The sequence below is a fragment of the Rhodococcus sp. USK10 genome (assembly GCF_019378875.1).
Classification (GTDB): Bacteria; Actinomycetota; Actinomycetes; order Mycobacteriales; family Mycobacteriaceae; genus Rhodococcus_F; species Rhodococcus_F pseudokoreensis.
Genome location: NZ_CP076048.1, coordinates 273,763 through 288,885, shown reverse-complemented (window position 1 = coordinate 288,885; position 15,123 = coordinate 273,763). Strand labels below are relative to the sequence as shown.

Here is a 15,123-nt window from a genome sequence, read left to right as displayed (position 1 = left end):
CCATGCAGGAGGACAAGCACGAATCCGACCCGTGGATCGTCGGGGCGGCGATCGTCCTCGTCGTGCTCGGACTCCTGAATCTGACGGCGACCGGGATGACGGGCCACGCCGTTCGCCATCTCCTCTTCGCGGCGGTCGGACTGGTCATCATGTGGGTGTTGTCCCGCATGCGGATCAGTGACCTCCGGGCCTTCGGCTGGGCCCTGTTCGCGGTGGCGACCCTGTTGCTCGCGGCCGTGTCCCTGGCAGGAGTCGCGACGAAGGGCGCGCAGCGCTGGCTGAACTTCGGCGTGTTCACCGTTCAGCCCTCCGAGTTGGCCAAGCTCGCCCTGATTCTGGTGCCCGCCGGCATGCTCGCAGGTGGGTTCACCCTCACACGCTTCGTCGCGACCCTGACAATTGCAGCGGTGCCGGTGGCACTCGTGGCGGTCCAGCCCGACCTGTCGACGGCCGTCGTGCTCGTCGCGACAGCCGGGCTCATGCTCATCCTGGCGCGGGTCCCGCTGCTGCCGCTGGTCCCGTTGTTCGTGGTGGGGATTGCGTCGCTACCGCTCGCGGTGCTGTTCCTCAAGCCGTATCAGCTCGAACGGGTGCATGTGTTCCTGTCGAGCAACGCCGACCCGGCAGGCGCGGGGTGGGCCGAGTTGCAGGCGAACATCGCGATCGGCAGTGGCGGGCTATGGGGTCTGGCGCGTGACCCGATGTACGACGTGCGGGCACAGTTTCTTCCCGAATCGGAGCACGATCTGGCGTTCGCCAGCCTGGTGTACGGGTGGGGCCTGGTCGCCGGCCTGGCCGTCGTGGTGGCGACGTCGGTGATCGTGTGGCGGGCCGCACTCGCCGCGCGCACGGCACGGACCCGGGAGGCTGCACTCGTCGCGGCCGGAATCGGTGGGTTGTTCGGAATCCACGCGCTGGTGTCGATCGGTCAGAGTCTGTCGCTGCTGCCCCACACCGGAATGCCGATTCCCCTCTTCAGCTACGGCGGGACTGCCGCGATCGTCGGATTCGCCGCCATCGGACTGGTACTCGCGGTGCGCCGAGACGGCGTCGCACGGCCACTGTGGGCCCCCGACCCCCGGCGCCGACGCCGCCCACGCGGAATGTCGGCGGGCACGATGACGATGATCGCCGCACTCGTCGCCATGTCGGTGTTCGCCTGGCAGGTGCAGCACGATCGGGGTGCGGAGTATCGGTCGATGAGTGATGCACAGATGATGCGGTGCATCCGCCTGCCTGCCGAACGCGGACTGATCGTCGACCGTAACGGCGTCCCTCTCGTGGCGAACGTCGCCGAGTACGCCGTTGCCGTGGTCGCTCGAATGTTCGAGAAGAGCGACGACGACGCCCGCAACCGGCTCGCCGCGCTGCTTGCGAAGTCACCCGACGAGCTGTCGGACCTGATCGACGCCGGCGGCGAGGGTGAAACCCAGGTGGAGGTGGGGAGAGTCCCACCCGACCAGGCTCGGGGCATCGTGGATGCGCACCTTCCCGGTGTTCTCGTGGTGCCGTCCGGACGCAGGCAGTACCCGTACGGTGCCGTACTCGCGTCCATTCTCGGACACGTCGGGGTCGCCGACGCCGACGACATGGAACGCTGGCCTCACCTCGCACTCGGATCCCGGGTCGGCAAAGCGGGACTCGAGAAGCAGTACGACGCTCTGCTCCGCGGCAGTGACGGCAAACAGTGCATGTACGTCGACCCGTCGGGCAATCCGGTGGCCACTGGCGAGCGCGTCGACCCGGTGCGGGGCCACGATCTGCGCCTGCACCTCGACATCGGTGTGCAGACCCTGGCCACCGATGCGCTCGTGGAGGCGATGCGCACCAGCAAGGGCGACCTCGGCGCCGCCGTCGTGATGGATGCGCGGACCGGAGCCGTGCTGGCTCTCGCCAGCGTCCCGGGCGCCGACAACAATGTATACGGACCCCCCGCCGACCTCGTCGCGCTCGCGGCGCAGAGCCAGACCCCGGGCCCGAGCGCGTTGGTCAACAACGCCACCCAGACCGCGGTCCCGCCCGGTTCGACATTCAAGATCGTCGTCGCGTCGACGGACATGCAGTACCCGATGCTGTCGCCCGACGCGGTGGTCGAGACCGGCGCGGCCTACACCTACGGTGGGCACACCTTCCGGAACTGGCAGCCGATGGGCCCGAACAATATGCTGCAGGCGATCCAATGGTCCGATAACGTCTACTTCTACAAACTCGGTGAGCTCCTGGGTCCGGAGAAGATGGCCGACGTCGCGAGTCAACTCGGCGCGGGACGGCAGTCCGGGATCGACCTGCCCGGCGAGGCGGAGGGATTCCTCGGCACCCCGGAGAACGTCGGAAGCATCGGGTCAACGTGGTATCCCGGGTCGACGCTGTTGATGGGTATCGGGCAGGGCACCGTCAGCGCGACACCTATCCAGGTCGCGCGCTGGACGTCCGGGATCGCCACCGGCGCGATGGTGACTCCTCAGCTGGCCGCGTCGTACGGGCCGGAACTGATCCCCATCCCGACAGAGGCACCACAGCGGCTCGCGTTCGCCGACCGTCTCGATCCTGTCCGGGCGGGGATGCGGGCGTCCGCGGCGGCCGGGACCGCCGGGCAACTCGCGGACCTTCCGGTACCGGCCGGCGCCAAGACGGGAACTGCGGAGGATCCGTCAGCGCCTGGGGGACTGAACGCCTGGTTCTCCGCGGTGGCGCCATTCGACGCCCCCGAGATCGTGGTGACGGCGCTGGTCCGTGGTGGCGGCTTCGGGTCGGCGACGTCCGGCCCCGTGGTCAAGAAGATCCTCGAGCACTACTTCCCGCGACCACCTGCTCCGGCGCCGCCCCGGTGATCAGCTGCTGTACGCGGCAACGACCTCGGGATGCACGAGACATGCGGTGGCGCCTTCGGCGACACAGGTGAGGGGGCGCTCGGCCGTCTTCACCGGGAATCCGAACGCTTCCTCGAGCAGCTGCGAGAGGCCGCGCAGCATCGCTCCGCCGCCGATCACGAGCAGCCCTTCCGACATCACGTCGCCGATCGCCTGGGGCGGAAGGTCTTCGAGGCACTCGGTCAGGGTGCGGACGATTCCGGCTGTGGTCGGCCGCAATGCATCCACGATCTCCTCGGTTTCGAGTGTGACGAACCGTGCCCGGCCGGTGGCGGCGTCACGGCCCTCGACGACGAGTGACTGCCCTTCATCGGTGTCGGGTGCGCCCAGCTTCGCGCGCTCGGCGGTGAGCTCGCCGACGACGATGTTGTGCTCCGACCGCAGGTAGTGGTACAGCGCGTTGGTCAGTTCGTCCCCGGCCAGTCGGCAACTGCGGTGGGAGAGAATGCCACCGAAACAGATGGCGGTGATTTCCGAAGTGCCGCCACCGATGTCGACGACGAGGTGGGCGCGTGCTTCGAGGGGATTGATTCCGCAGCCGAGGGCACCCGCGACCGGCTCGGGCACCAATCCCACCTTCCGCAGGCCGGCCTCGTGCCCGACCTCGAGCAGAGCCCTGCGCTCGAGCGGTGTGGCGCCGGCAGGCACCGAGATGACGGCCTTGGGCCGCACCCCGTATCGCCTGCCCGGCGACACCCGTTTGACGATCGCCGTCACGAAGGCCCGCGCCGACTCCAGGTCGACTATCACCCCGTCACGCAACGGCCGCACGGGAGTTATTCCGATTGGCGTACGGCCGACGAGACTTCGTGCCTCGGTGCCGATGGCGAGAGCACGGTGCGGTTCCTTCGTCCGAACCAGCATGAAAGACGGCTCGTTCAGTACGATGCCGTCGTCGGGAGTTCCGACGACAGTGTTGGCAGTTCCGAGATCGATACCAAGTCCACCCACGTCGGCCTCCAGAGGGATTCCAGCGAGATGTGCTTGATGTTACGCAGCGGCAGCGTCATTCGGAAGGTATCGCGGTCATTGGAAGCATCCCGGTAAGCGGTCACGACGTGGTCACGCGAAGTCGAACAGTGGTGGAAGCACGCCGACCATCAACGCCGCCCACACACCGAACACGGGCAGGTAACGCGTCTGCCAGCGTTCGGTGGAGCCGAATTCGCGCCGGCCCCGCAGGAACCCGAGGATGAGAACGGCCGACCAGCTCAGGTTGACGAGGAGGACCAGGTTCATTCCGAGTGCGGCCACCTTGTTCGGGGTGAAGCCGAATTCCGCGATTCGCGTGAGCATGGCGAACAGCATCAGGAGGTCGACCGCGAGGGCGCTGACGACGAGGACGAGTTGGAGGCGATCGAACAGGTCGGGCGGCAGGTAGGGGTCGCGGGCGGAAATCGCGTACAGCAGCAGGCCCAGGACGACGACCAGGATGAGGTCCATCAGGATCAGCAGGTTCCGGTCGACGTCGACCACGCTGCCGGTCGTCGCGAAGGCGACGAGCAGCACCAGCAGCATGAGGGTCGTCAGTGGTGTGAACACTCGCGTGAGGACGGGGGCGATGTTCTCCACGACGTTCTGCTTCGCCTCCACCAGCCATGCGGCGACGATGACCGCACCGGCCGCTCCGAACGGCAGCACCCAGTCCTCGACGACCCACTCGACGCTCAGGCCGAGGGCGTCGAAAGCATTGACCGTCAGGCCGATGAGCACGCCGCCGCCGAGGGCGAGGAGCGTCAGGTAGACCACCCATTCGCCGGTGAATCGAATGAAGTCCATCCGCCGCCGGTCCGACCGCCACTGGCCGCCGACGTACGCGACGCCGACCGCGAACCACAACGCGATCGGTGTGTGGATCGCCGCGATCACCTCGGTGGAGCCGTTCGAGACGAACGGGAAGACGTTCAACAGCACCGCCGCCAGCGCGAACGGCACCACCAGTGCCGCGCCCAGTCGGAGCGTCACCTTCCGTTTCCACGCGAAGTATCCGGTGAGGAAGGGAAGAACGAACAGGCTGAGGTTGCGGGCGAGGTCCTGCTCGTCGAGTCTCGCCAATCCCGCTTTGAGGGCGAGTGCGGCGCCGATCGCGAACCCGAGAACGACGAGCAGTTCACGGGTGGGGCGAGTGCGATCGCCGTCCGGCGCGGCGGGCAGCAGGACGAGTTGCTTCCACAGCCGATCGGAGTGCTCCCGCGCGAACTCGCGGGAGATGTCGTCCACGTTGCCCATCCGTTTGACCGCGACCAGGAACGCCTCGTCGGTCTTCAGGCCGGCGGCGGACAGATCCGAAATCTGATCGCGTAGATGGTCTTCCATCTCATCCGTGTCCGCGGCCGATATCGCGTGGCGGCGCTCGACGAACCCCCGCCACTGACCGATCTGCGATTCGAGTTCCTTGTCGGTATCCATCACGACCATCCTTCCGCGGGCGCCGGGGGCAGTTGAACGGAGCGCCACACCTGGCTCAGTGCGTCCGCGACCACGTCCCACTGGGCGCGCCGTTCCGCCAGCATTTCCCGGCCCTTATCGGTGATCGTGTAGTGCTTGCGCCGCCGCCCACTGTCGGAGGCGCCCCACGACGCCGACACCAATCCCAGCCGTTCGAGCCGATGCAGCAGGGGGTACAGCATGCCGTCGGTCCATTGGATCCGTCCGCCGGACAGGTCGTTGACCCGCTTCAGGATGGCGTACCCGTAGGACTCGCCCTCGGCGAGAATCCCGAGTACCAGGGGAGTGGCTGACGCGGCCACCAGATCTTTCTCGATATGCATAGAACCCCTATCCCTAGATCTGCTAGCCATCAAAGTAGCAGACGGCCCGTCGCTCATTGCCCTCCCGTTGCGGATCGTGTGAATGCTTCGATCGACAACCTAGGGTTGACGATGTACGGCCGTCAACTTAGGGTTGACGCATGGAGAATTCAACGCCCGTCACCCCGCCCATCCGCCTCGACGACCTCATCGACGCGATCAAGAAGGTGCACTCGGAGGCCCCGCTCGAGCAACTCACCGACGCGGTTCTCGCCGCCGAACACCTCGGCGAACTCGCGGACCACCTCATCGGTCACTTCGTCGACCAGGCCCGGCGGTCGGGGGCGTCGTGGACCGAAATCGGCAAAAGTATGGGGGTCACCAAGCAGGCCGCGCAGAAGCGGTTCGTCCCCAAGGACCCTGGGCAGGCCTCCGACCTCGATCCGAATCAGGGATTCAGCCGATTCACTCCGCGCGCACGGCAGGTCGTGGTCGTCGCGCAGAACGAGGCCAGGGCCGCAAGTAACGCCGAGATCCTGCCTCAGCATCTCGTCCTCGGACTCCTGACCGACCCCGACGGGCTCGGGGCCCGGGCGATCGCCGCACAGGGCGTGAATCTGGACACGGTCCGCCACGCCGCGACCGCGACGTTGCCTCCTGCCGTCGAGGATTTACCCGCACTCATCCCGTTCGACGCCCAGTCACGCAAAGCACTCGAACTGACCTTCCGTGAGGCACTTCGGCTGGGGCACAACTACATCGGAACCGAGCACATTTTGCTCGCCCTGCTCGAGGTCGAGGACGGGGTCGGTGTGCTCGCCGGACTGGGTGTCGACAAAGCCGCCGTCGAGGAGAACATCGCGGCCAGTCTCGCCGCCATCGTCGCCGCCCAGACCAAGGAGTGAACTCGCTCGGAGTGCGGTCGCACGCCGGTCACCACGGTGCTCACGTGAAGGGAATGCCCCCGGTGACGCCGAGCACTTCCCCGGTGACGTAACTGGATTCGTTCGACGCGAGGAACACGTACGCGGGAGCAAGTTCGGCCGGCTGGCCGGGCCGGCCCAGCGGCACGTCGTCGCCGAAATTCCGGTAGCCGTCGGCGGGCATGGTCGCGGGGATCAGCGGCGTCCAGATGGGGCCCGGTGCCACGGCGTTGACCCGTATTCCCCGTTTCGCCACATCGGCGGCCAGTCCCTTGGTGAAGTTGATGATCGCCGCCTTGGTGGTGGCGTAGTCGAGCAGGCCGGGGGAGGGATTCATGCCCTGGATCGACGACGTGTTCACGATGGTCGATCCCGGTTCCATGACCGCGACGGACTTCTTGCACAGCCAGAACAGTGCGTAGAGGTTCGTCCGCAGGACGCGGTCGAACTGCTCGGTGGTGATGTCGGCGATGCCACCCGTTTGGACCATCTGCAACGCCGCGTTGTTCACGAGGATGTCGAGGCCGTCGAGTTCCCGCACCGTCAGGTCCACGAGAGTCTGGCAGTGGTCCTCCGACGTGATGTCCCCGGTTGCAACGACGCCTCGCTGCCCGGCCTCGTTCAACAGTCGGACGGTCTCCCGTGCATCGGACTCCTCGGCGTCGAGGCAGCTGACCACCACGTCCGCGCCCTCACGGGCGAACGCGAGCGCCACGGCCCGTCCGATGCCCGAATCCGCGCCGGTGATCAGGGCACGACGGCCCTCGAGGCGGCCGCTGCCCCGATAGGTCTTCTCACCGTGGTCCGGCGTGGACACCATGTCCGCGGTCAGTCCCGGGTGCGGTATCTCCGGTTGATGCTCGCGGTCGGGATCGGGGTACTGCGTGGTGGGATCCTGCCGGGCGTACTGGTCGGCCATTCTCGTATCCCTTTCGTCATTCCCGGTCTGCAGAGACAACTACCGGCGAGCCGGTACGAAGCGCCGAACCGCGCGGATCGCTGCGGGCGGTCGCGCCGGATGCCACACGTCGCGATCGGTGTACGACCAGGCATAGATCGGGCTGCCGTCGCGAATACAGTCGAGCAGCCGCGGTTCGTCGAGCTCGTCCGCCGACCATTCGTACAGCTGCTGCAGGCGCGGTCCTATCAGGCCGTAGTCCAGCATCTCGCCGAGGTTGTGCTCGGCGGCGACGTACGCAGCGACGTCGTCTCCGAGTGGATATCGGTCGGGGAGAACCCGCGAGAGGGAAAGGAAGATCCCGGTCATCGACAGTCGCGGATCGCCGAGCAGGGGTCCTGCCGGCGCGAGCCGCCCGAGCGCCAGACGTGGCGCCGCGACCAAGGCATGGGCGAAGAGAACGCGGAGCAGCACGACGTTGAGAAAGAAGCGCTCGGGACGGCTCTCGGTGTCGGCGAGGTCGCGATGGTCGAGATAGGCGGACGCGATGCTTGCGTTGTGGGCCCGGTACCAGGTGCGTGCGGTCGGATCGGCAACGAACAGCATCCACAGGTCGACCGCGTGCGATGACGGCCTCCCTCCCATTCCGCCGCTCCGGGCGACGGCCTCGCACCCGTCGCGCAACAGTCGCTCATTGACGGCCCGCCACCAGGGACTGCCTGGTGGCGTCGCGTCGATCGCGGCGAGCACACCGCGGCCGACCTGCCAGCGCATGAACGACAGCGCTGCACGTCGAAACGGCAAATGCCGCGGTGCGTTGCCCACCGGACCGTGATACGTCCGGGCGCTCAGCTCGAGGCGGGCATCAGGATCGTCACGCACGGCGTGGACCTGGCCGAGCGCCCAGTCTGCGGCGGAACCTCGCGAACTCACCGTCCCATTGTCGGACCCGACCGGTCTGGGAGGAAAGGGCAGGACGAGTCGAAACTGGACAGTGGGGGTAGTCGCACCGTCACCGCGGTGCGCTGTCTCGCTCTGTGGGCAGCGCAGATGTCGAATTCTTTGATCCTGAGGTTGACCCGCGAACCACGTGCTCGACCGCGATATCCTCTCTCCTCCCAACAGATTCGATGCTTCCGCGAAATGTACCCGCCGCACCGGCGGGAGCAGGACGAAGGGGAGGAACAGATGGCCGCAGCTCTTTCCGTCTCGATCGCGGTGACGTTCATCTGGCTGGGGATGGTCGTCGCGATCTCGGTTGACGCGTCGACCCGACCACGTCCTCGCCGGCGAGGACGTCCCGCGTTCTCACGCGCACTACGTCTACATCGGTCTGGAAGTTGTGAAGGTCGTTGCTCTGCTGATGACCGGGGTCCTGCTACTCGGTGTGTGACGGGGTGCATCGAGGGCTGGATCACGGGGCGCGGGTCTCGGACTCAGCGTGTGCCGTTGGCGGCGTACTCGGCGACGGAGTCGATGTTCGTCCGGTCGATGAACGCCGGGCCTGTGAGTACGGGCAGCCCGCCGCCGATGGTGTTGCCGTTGTTCAGGTACAGCCAGAGGGAGTCGACCGCGAGATAGCCCTGCAGGAACGGCTGTTGGTCGATGGCCCATTCGACGTCGCCGGCCTGGATGGCCTTGACGAGGTCGGCGTTGGTGTCGAACGTGACGATGGTGGCGTCGCTACCGGCTGTCTCTTTGGACTGCACGGCAGTGAGGGCGATGGCGGCATCGAGCGCCACGACATGGTCGATCGTAGGGTCCTGTTGGAGCTTGGCGGTGATGGACGCCTCGACGGATGTCATGTCTTGGCTGTTGACATTGAGAACTTCGGTGTTGCCGCCCGATAGACCCTGCGCTACACCCGCGCAGCGGGCTTCGAGGGAGACGTTGCCCTGTTCGTGGTTGATGCAGAGCGTTCTGCGGGCGTCCTCAGCGGCGAGACGTTTGCCGGCGGTTTGGCCGGAGAGGGTTTCGTCCTGACCGAAGTACTGCTGAACGCCGAGGTCCCGCCAGGCGTCGTATCCGGCGTTGAAGCCGACGAGGGGGATCCCGGCGTTCTCGGCGGCGCGGACCGACGGGCCCACGGCGTCAGGTTTGGCCAGAGTGAGTGCGATCCCGTCGACCTTGCTGTCGATCGCGGATTGGACGAGGTTGACCTGGTTGGGGGCCTGCGGGTCGGAGGAGTAGCGCAGTTCGATGTTGTCCTTGGCCGCGGCGGTTTCGGCGCCCTTGCGGATCAGGTCCCAGAAGGCGTTGCCGGGAACGCCGTGCGTGATCATCGCGATCGTCGCCACGGGGGTGTCGGCGGTTCCGGCCGAGATCCCGCTACCGGTATCTGCGGGTTTTCCGCCGGTGCTCGAGCAGGACGCGGTAAGCAGGGCCGCGGCCGCAAGTGCAGCAGTGGCGAGTGTGGTGAGGCGGCGATGCCTCTGGGCAGAGCTCATATCGGGTCTCCTCGTTCGTGAGCAGTCGGGTCGGGTGGTCAGCGACGGGCGTGGGCGCTTCGGAACTCGTCTTCGAACTCCTCGAGGGATTTGCCACGGGTCTCAGGAACCATGGTGGCGACGAAGACGATCCCGAGTACACCGATTCCGGCGAAGACGAAGAACGTTTGTGCGATGCCGAGCGCGGACACGAGCGGCGGAAAGCCGAATGTGACGACGGCGTCGGCGACCCACAGCACGAATACGGACAGTCCCATCGCGAAGCTGCGGAGCTTGAGCGGAAACATCTCGGCGAGCATCAGCCAGACCAGAGGACCGAGGGTGCCCTGCATGGAGAACACGAAGAGCACCACGAACACCAGAATGATGTAGGGCTTGATCGCGTTGTCGGGCAGCAGCAGTGCGGAGGTGCCGACGAGCACGTGGAACGTCACGATCAGGGATAGTCCGCCGATGAGCATGGTGCGGCGGTCGACTCTGTTGATGAGCAGGACTCCGACGATGATGCCGAGCATGCTGAACAGCCCGTTAGCGGTGTTGGCGATGATCGCGCCGCCGCTCGAGAATCCCGCCGTCTGCAGTAATTGCGTGCCGTAGTACATGATCGAGTTGATCCCGGTGAACTGCTGAACAATTCCGAGGACGGCGCCGACGATCACCAGGCGGCGGATCCACGGCACGGCGAGGTCGCGCCACCCGCCCGTGTGCAGAATCTGCTCCTCTTCGGCGAGGGCATGCACCTCGGCGATCTCGGCGTCGGCCCGTTCGGGCGAGCGCACCTGTCGCAGTACGTCGAGGGCCTCGCCGTCACGACCACGGGAGGTGAGCCATCGCGGGCTTTCCGGCATCCTCAGCATGCCGATCAGCAGCGCGAACGCCGGCAGGACCGAGACAGCGAGCATGTAGCGCCAGACGTTGTGGTGGTGTCCCCAGGTACGCATGATGACGGCGTTGACGATGAATGCCGCGAACACTCCGCCGACGATCATGATCTCGTTGCGGGAGACGAGGCTGCCGCGTCGCTCGGCCGGCACGAGTTCGGCGAGATAGACCGGAACCGTTGCCGAGGCACCGCCGACGGCGAACCCGAGGACGAAGCGGAACGCCGCGAGGGCGGGCCAGGTCGGGGCGAACACACATCCGAGGGTCCCGATGATGAAGATGCAGGACAGCATGAGGAGGTTGTGGCGGCGTCCGTGACGGTCGGAGAGTCGGCCGCCGACCAACGCGCCGAAGGCGGCCCCGAAGATCAGGATGCTCACGACGAAACCCTCGCTGAGCGGACTCAGCCCGAGGTCTGTCTTCATCGGGTCGCCGGCGCCGTTGATCACGCCGGTGTCGTAGCCGAACAGCAGGCCACCGAACGACGCGACCACCGTGACCACGCCGAGCCGCCTCGTGTGCGGACCTGGTCTGTCGGGTGGGAGTACGACGGGGGAGGTCAGAGTGGGGGTGGTATTCATCGTGCGGTCTCCGATTCATCGCGGCCCGGCATTCCGGGGCCGACGATCAGTTGCAGATGGAGTGTCCGATCGGGCGATCACGACACGCGGGCGTGGACGTGCGTTCGGCGCGCGGAAACAGGGAGGACAGGCTCCCGCGCGCCGAAGTCGGTGGTGCCGGCGGGACGGGACCTATCGCACGGCCGGCGGCAGGCCGATGCCGGCGAAATATTCGCGGGTGCGGACGGCGATGGCCTTCGCACTGCCGGGCGGGGCGGGGTACATGTCCTGCTCGATGATCAGTCGCAGATCTCGGCCCAGCGCGGCGAGGTCACGCAGCAGCGGTTCCATGGTGGGCACACCGAGCGGCGGTTCGACCATGGCGCCGCGCTGGACGGCCTCGTAGAACCCGACGCGATCGGTGCGGGCCTGGGCGGCCACCCCGGGGTCGACCTGCTTGAGGTGGATGTAGCTGATGCGGTCGGGGTAGCGGCTGATGATCTCGCGGTTGTCGCCCGAGCAATACGAGACGTGTCCGGTGTCCAGGCACAGCGACACGGTCTCGGGATCGGTGTCGTCGAGGAACTTCTCGATGAATGCCTGGGTGTCGACGTGGGTGTCGACGTGCGGGTGGAAGCCGGCCCGCACCGCGAATTCCTCCGCCACGAGGCGGCCGAGCCTCGAATGTCCGTCGACGAGGTCACGCCACTGCTCGGCGGTCAATTCGGAAGGTTGGGTGAGTGCTCCCGTGTGCAGGTCGGTGTACTGCTCGGGCAGCACGACCAAGTGGTGAACGTCCATCGCAGAGAGTAGTTCGCAGACTGCGAAGGCGTCCTTGCGGCCGTTCTCGAAGGCCTCCTCGCCGTGGTGCAGCGCCGTGCCGACAGTGCCGCCGGTCAATGTCAATCCGCGTTGTCCGAGTTCGTCTTTCAACTGTTCGGGGTGGGTGGGCAGATAGCCGTACGGGCCGAGTTCGATGGTGTTGAAGCCGGCCTCGACGACCTCGTCGAGAAATGTGCTCCAGTGCGGTTGCTTGGGGTCGTCGGGAAACCAGATGCCCCAGGAGTCGGGGGCGGTGCCGAGGCTCAGTCGCGAGAACGCGGGGTCGGGCCGGGCCGCTGTTGCAGCGGCGAGATCGGGTGAGGTCATAACGGCGTCCTTTTCAGGTCGGTGTACTTCGGGTCAGGCGAGGGCAGGGCTGGAGCTGAGCGCCAACGTGGTGTCGACCTCGTCGAGGGAGACGGCGGTTCCTGTCTCGGCTGCCCGCTGGGCAGCGTCGACCGTGAGCATCACGCGGTAGGCGGAAGGGAAACTGGTGTCCATCGGGGTCCGGGCGAGAATGCACCGCACGAAGTGCTGGATCTCGGCGACGAACGCCTCGGCGTATCCGGTACCGACGCCGCCGCCGGGCATCGCCGCCACATCGGAGAAGTAGGGATGTGCCGGGCTGGTGAAGACGCGGCGGGCGCCTGACAGCGCTGCCGGTCCTTCGGCGATGTGAACGTGGAACTCACCGGCGGCGATGGAGTCGAACCGAGCATGCCCCTCGGAGCCGTGAACCTCGATACCCAGGGAGTTGGGGATTCCGGTCGCGATCCGATTGACGCGGATCTGGCCGACTGCGCCGCTTTCGAGTTCGACTGTCAGCAATGCGATGTCGTCCGTGTCGACTACGGCGGACTCGCCGGTACCGGGGACGGGACGGCGGTCGATGGCGGTCCGCAGGGTTGCCGACAGCACCCGGCGGATGGGGCCGACCACGTACTGCACCGTGTCGATCGCGTGGGTTCCGATGTCGATCAGTGCGCCCGCACCGGCGGTGTCCTTGGCGTATCGCCAGCTGAACGGGGTCTGCGGGGAGGAACCGTAGTCTGCGTTGTACCAGGCGGTGAAGTTGTGGACGGTGCCGATTGCGCCGTCGGCGACCAGGTCGTGTACCGCCGCCAGGCCGGGCAGGCGCCGGAACGAGAAGCCGACTCCCGTCACGGCCGGGGACTGTTCGGCCAGCGCTACCAGTTCGGTTGCTTCCGCGGAGCCGCGTCCGATCGGCTTCTCCGTCAGGACATGCTTTCCCGAGCGCAGGATGGCCGGCAGCACGTCGGCGTGCACGCTGTTGGGAAGTGCAACCGAGATTGCGTCGATCGTCGGGTCGTCGAGGACCTTCTGCAGGTCTGCCGTGGCCTCGGCGTACCCGTAGCGGGCGGCCGTGCGACGCGCCAGTTCGACGTTCGGGTCGACGACTACGGCCAAGTCGATCTGGACGGTGTCGAGCCCGCTCGCCATCGAGACGTTGCGGAACCCGAAGGCATGCGCCTGGCCTGCGGCACCGGCGCCCACGAGCGCCACTCGGATCTTCTGCTGTGGGGACATCGAACGATCTCGCTTTCTCTGGCTGAACACGGAAGCGGAGGGCAATCCCGACCGATCCGAATTGATTGTGGAACGCTCCACACGGCAAAAGGTAACGACGGTCACATCGTGCTGTCAAGAGTGTTGCAGATTTCCATGCATGGCCTCAGGGGGAGCGGGGAGTGTTTTACCAGGCGTTTAAGTGCGGATATACCCCGAACTGGTAGAGGTGTCGATCTTGCGCGGGCGTGATTGTTCGGGGGCGCCGCGGCCGCAGAGGTGCGGCGGGGGAGAGCGGAATGCTGGTTCCCGTTGTGGAACGCTCCATAGTTGCTATGCTTGCTCGGCGACGTCTCGGACGCAGTGCTGTGACCCCGGATGCCGCAGAAGGGGAGTGGTGGTTCCGTGACCGACAGCGAACCCTCGGCCGACGTCCGCGCGGCCCGGCCGACGATCTTCGACGTGGCGAGTCGGGCCGGCGTGTCGAAATCGTTGGTGTCCGTGGTCCTGCGTGGCAAGTCCGGGGTGAGCGCCGCCAAGCGTGCCGCGGTGTTGGGCGCCGTCGAGGAGTTGGGGTATCGCCCGAACGCTGCGGCCCGATCGCTGGCGCAGAAGCGCACCTTCACGGTGGGCGCGCTTCTCAGTGACCTGCGCAATCCCTGGTTCATCGATCTGCTGGCCTCTACGCGGACCGAGTTGTCGGCGCGGGGGCTCAATCTCTTCCTGGCCGAGGATCATCAACTCGAGACCGACACGTCCGTGCTCGATGCGTTCGTCGAAGCCCGCGTCGATGGGCTGCTCTGCCTCGGGACCGTGCCCCCGACCGAACAGTTGCTGTCTACGGCACGGAATCTGCCGACAGTCGTCGTCTCCGGCCGGGAGCCCGATCTGCCGTGCGTGGACGTGGTGACCGGCGACGACCGTGCCGGCGCGGCGCGGGCTGTTGCGCATCTCGTCGAACTCGGCCACACCCGCATCGCTCACCTCGCCGGAACGGGACGCGCGGCTGACCTGCGCACCGACGGGTACCGCGAGGAGATGCACCGAAACGGGCTCGCCGAGCACATTCAGATCGAGATCAGTGATCGCAGCGAAGCGGGCGATACGCGCGCGGCCCGGGCGTTGATGACATCGCGGCCCCGGCCCACGGCGATTCTCGCCAACAACGATTACGCCGCACTGATCACCATGTCGCATGCCGTGGAGCTGGGGTTGTCGGTCCCGGCAGATCTCAGTGTGGTCGGCTACGACAACAGCTATCTCGCCCGGACCGGCTACATCGGCCTGACGAGTGTGGACAACAACTATGTCGAGATGGGCAAACTCGCCGTGCAGAAGCTCGTCGCTCGTATCGAGGAACCGGACGCCGCGCGTACGGTCAGCCTGCTCGACCCGACCCTGCTTCCCCGCAGGACCTCGGCTTCACCTGCACGCTCCGATTGAG

13 protein-coding genes are annotated in these 15,123 nt (G+C 66.6%); 4 read left to right on the top strand and 9 right to left on the bottom strand.

Translation table 11 applies throughout. From position 1 onward, the window contains the following. Nucleotides 1-2 precede the first annotated feature (2 nt). Nucleotides 3-2,831: an FtsW/RodA/SpoVE family cell cycle protein gene (locus I1A62_RS08175; protein WP_124393755.1), complete on the top strand. Its 2,829-nt coding sequence runs from the start codon at nucleotides 3-5 to the stop codon at nucleotides 2,829-2,831. Here the strand turns inward: I1A62_RS08175 and I1A62_RS08170 are convergent, their stop codons facing one another. From I1A62_RS08170 to I1A62_RS08160, 3 genes are all read right to left on the bottom strand, one after another. Further along, on the bottom strand, nucleotides 2,832-3,821 hold the full coding sequence (locus I1A62_RS08170) for a rod shape-determining protein (protein ID WP_087557527.1): 990 nt from the start codon (nucleotides 3,819-3,821) through the stop codon (nucleotides 2,832-2,834). A 111-nt stretch (nucleotides 3,822-3,932) separates the two neighbouring features. Then, nucleotides 3,933-5,279 (bottom strand): permease prefix domain 1-containing protein, encoded by a 1,347-nt coding sequence (locus tag I1A62_RS08165; protein ID WP_219458458.1) that lies wholly within the window; start codon nucleotides 5,277-5,279, stop codon nucleotides 3,933-3,935. Continuing rightward, a complete protein-coding gene (locus I1A62_RS08160) occupies nucleotides 5,279-5,641 on the bottom strand; it encodes a PadR family transcriptional regulator (RefSeq protein ID WP_087557526.1) in 363 nt (120 codons plus the stop codon). The genes I1A62_RS08165 and I1A62_RS08160 overlap by 1 nt, the downstream gene beginning before the upstream one ends. A gap of 140 nt (nucleotides 5,642-5,781) precedes the next feature. Here I1A62_RS08160 and I1A62_RS08155 point away from each other — a divergent pair, with 140 nt between their 5' ends. Beyond that, nucleotides 5,782-6,525 (top strand): Clp protease N-terminal domain-containing protein, encoded by a 744-nt coding sequence (locus I1A62_RS08155; RefSeq protein ID WP_219458457.1) that lies wholly within the window; start codon nucleotides 5,782-5,784, stop codon nucleotides 6,523-6,525. A gap of 40 nt (nucleotides 6,526-6,565) precedes the next feature. Here the strand turns inward: I1A62_RS08155 and I1A62_RS08150 are convergent, their stop codons facing one another. Further along, nucleotides 6,566-7,462, bottom strand: a complete 897-nt coding sequence (locus I1A62_RS08150; protein ID WP_219458456.1) for an SDR family oxidoreductase — start codon at nucleotides 7,460-7,462, stop codon at nucleotides 6,566-6,568. Nucleotides 7,463-7,501: 39 nt separating this feature from the next. Continuing rightward, nucleotides 7,502-8,374 (bottom strand): hypothetical protein, encoded by an 873-nt coding sequence (locus I1A62_RS08145; protein WP_206011299.1) that lies wholly within the window; start codon nucleotides 8,372-8,374, stop codon nucleotides 7,502-7,504. A gap of 325 nt (nucleotides 8,375-8,699) precedes the next feature. Between I1A62_RS08145 and I1A62_RS08140 the strand changes: the two genes are divergently transcribed. Continuing rightward, entirely contained in the window at nucleotides 8,700-8,834 is a 135-nt protein-coding gene (locus tag I1A62_RS08140; RefSeq protein WP_257890726.1) for a hypothetical protein, read from the top strand. 43 nt (nucleotides 8,835-8,877) lie between these two features. Here I1A62_RS08140 and I1A62_RS08135 read toward each other — a convergent pair whose 3' ends face one another. The 4 genes from I1A62_RS08135 to I1A62_RS08120 form a co-directional block, all read right to left on the bottom strand. Continuing rightward, the gene (locus I1A62_RS08135) at nucleotides 8,878-9,888 is read right to left on the bottom strand and encodes a substrate-binding domain-containing protein (RefSeq protein WP_124393759.1); all 1,011 of its coding nucleotides are present in this window, start codon (nucleotides 9,886-9,888) and stop codon (nucleotides 8,878-8,880) included. A 38-nt stretch (nucleotides 9,889-9,926) separates the two neighbouring features. Next, the gene (locus tag I1A62_RS08130; protein ID WP_219458455.1) at nucleotides 9,927-11,351 is read right to left on the bottom strand and encodes a sugar porter family MFS transporter; all 1,425 of its coding nucleotides are present in this window, start codon (nucleotides 11,349-11,351) and stop codon (nucleotides 9,927-9,929) included. A gap of 171 nt (nucleotides 11,352-11,522) precedes the next feature. Beyond that, the gene (locus tag I1A62_RS08125; RefSeq protein ID WP_124393761.1) at nucleotides 11,523-12,479 is read right to left on the bottom strand and encodes a sugar phosphate isomerase/epimerase; all 957 of its coding nucleotides are present in this window, start codon (nucleotides 12,477-12,479) and stop codon (nucleotides 11,523-11,525) included. Nucleotides 12,480-12,512: 33 nt separating this feature from the next. Further along, entirely contained in the window at nucleotides 12,513-13,700 is a 1,188-nt protein-coding gene (locus I1A62_RS08120) for a Gfo/Idh/MocA family protein (RefSeq protein ID WP_124393762.1), read from the bottom strand. A 384-nt stretch (nucleotides 13,701-14,084) separates the two neighbouring features. On the opposite strand from I1A62_RS08120, the gene I1A62_RS08115 reads away from it, so the two are divergent. Next, nucleotides 14,085-15,122: a LacI family DNA-binding transcriptional regulator gene (locus tag I1A62_RS08115; protein WP_219458454.1), complete on the top strand. Its 1,038-nt coding sequence runs from the start codon at nucleotides 14,085-14,087 to the stop codon at nucleotides 15,120-15,122. Nucleotide 15,123 lies beyond the last annotated feature (1 nt).

Excerpts from the sequence above, each read along its gene's own strand:
- I1A62_RS08175 (WP_124393755.1), top strand. The coding sequence starts at position 3 with ATGCAGGAGGACAAGCACGAATCCGACCCGTGGATCGTCGGGGCGGCG.
- I1A62_RS08165 (WP_219458458.1), bottom strand. The coding sequence starts at position 5,279 with ATGGATACCGACAAGGAACTCGAATCGCAGATCGGTCAGTGGCGGGGG.
- I1A62_RS08160 (WP_087557526.1), bottom strand. The coding sequence starts at position 5,641 with ATGCATATCGAGAAAGATCTGGTGGCCGCGTCAGCCACTCCCCTGGTA.
- I1A62_RS08155 (WP_219458457.1), top strand. The coding sequence starts at position 5,782 with ATGGAGAATTCAACGCCCGTCACCCCGCCCATCCGCCTCGACGACCTC.
- I1A62_RS08150 (WP_219458456.1), bottom strand. The coding sequence starts at position 7,462 with ATGGCCGACCAGTACGCCCGGCAGGATCCCACCACGCAGTACCCCGAT.
- I1A62_RS08135 (WP_124393759.1), bottom strand. The coding sequence starts at position 9,888 with ATGAGCTCTGCCCAGAGGCATCGCCGCCTCACCACACTCGCCACTGCT.
- I1A62_RS08130 (WP_219458455.1), bottom strand. The coding sequence starts at position 11,351 with ATGAATACCACCCCCACTCTGACCTCCCCCGTCGTACTCCCACCCGAC.
- I1A62_RS08125 (WP_124393761.1), bottom strand. The coding sequence starts at position 12,479 with ATGACCTCACCCGATCTCGCCGCTGCAACAGCGGCCCGGCCCGACCCC.
- I1A62_RS08120 (WP_124393762.1), bottom strand. The coding sequence starts at position 13,700 with ATGTCCCCACAGCAGAAGATCCGAGTGGCGCTCGTGGGCGCCGGTGCC.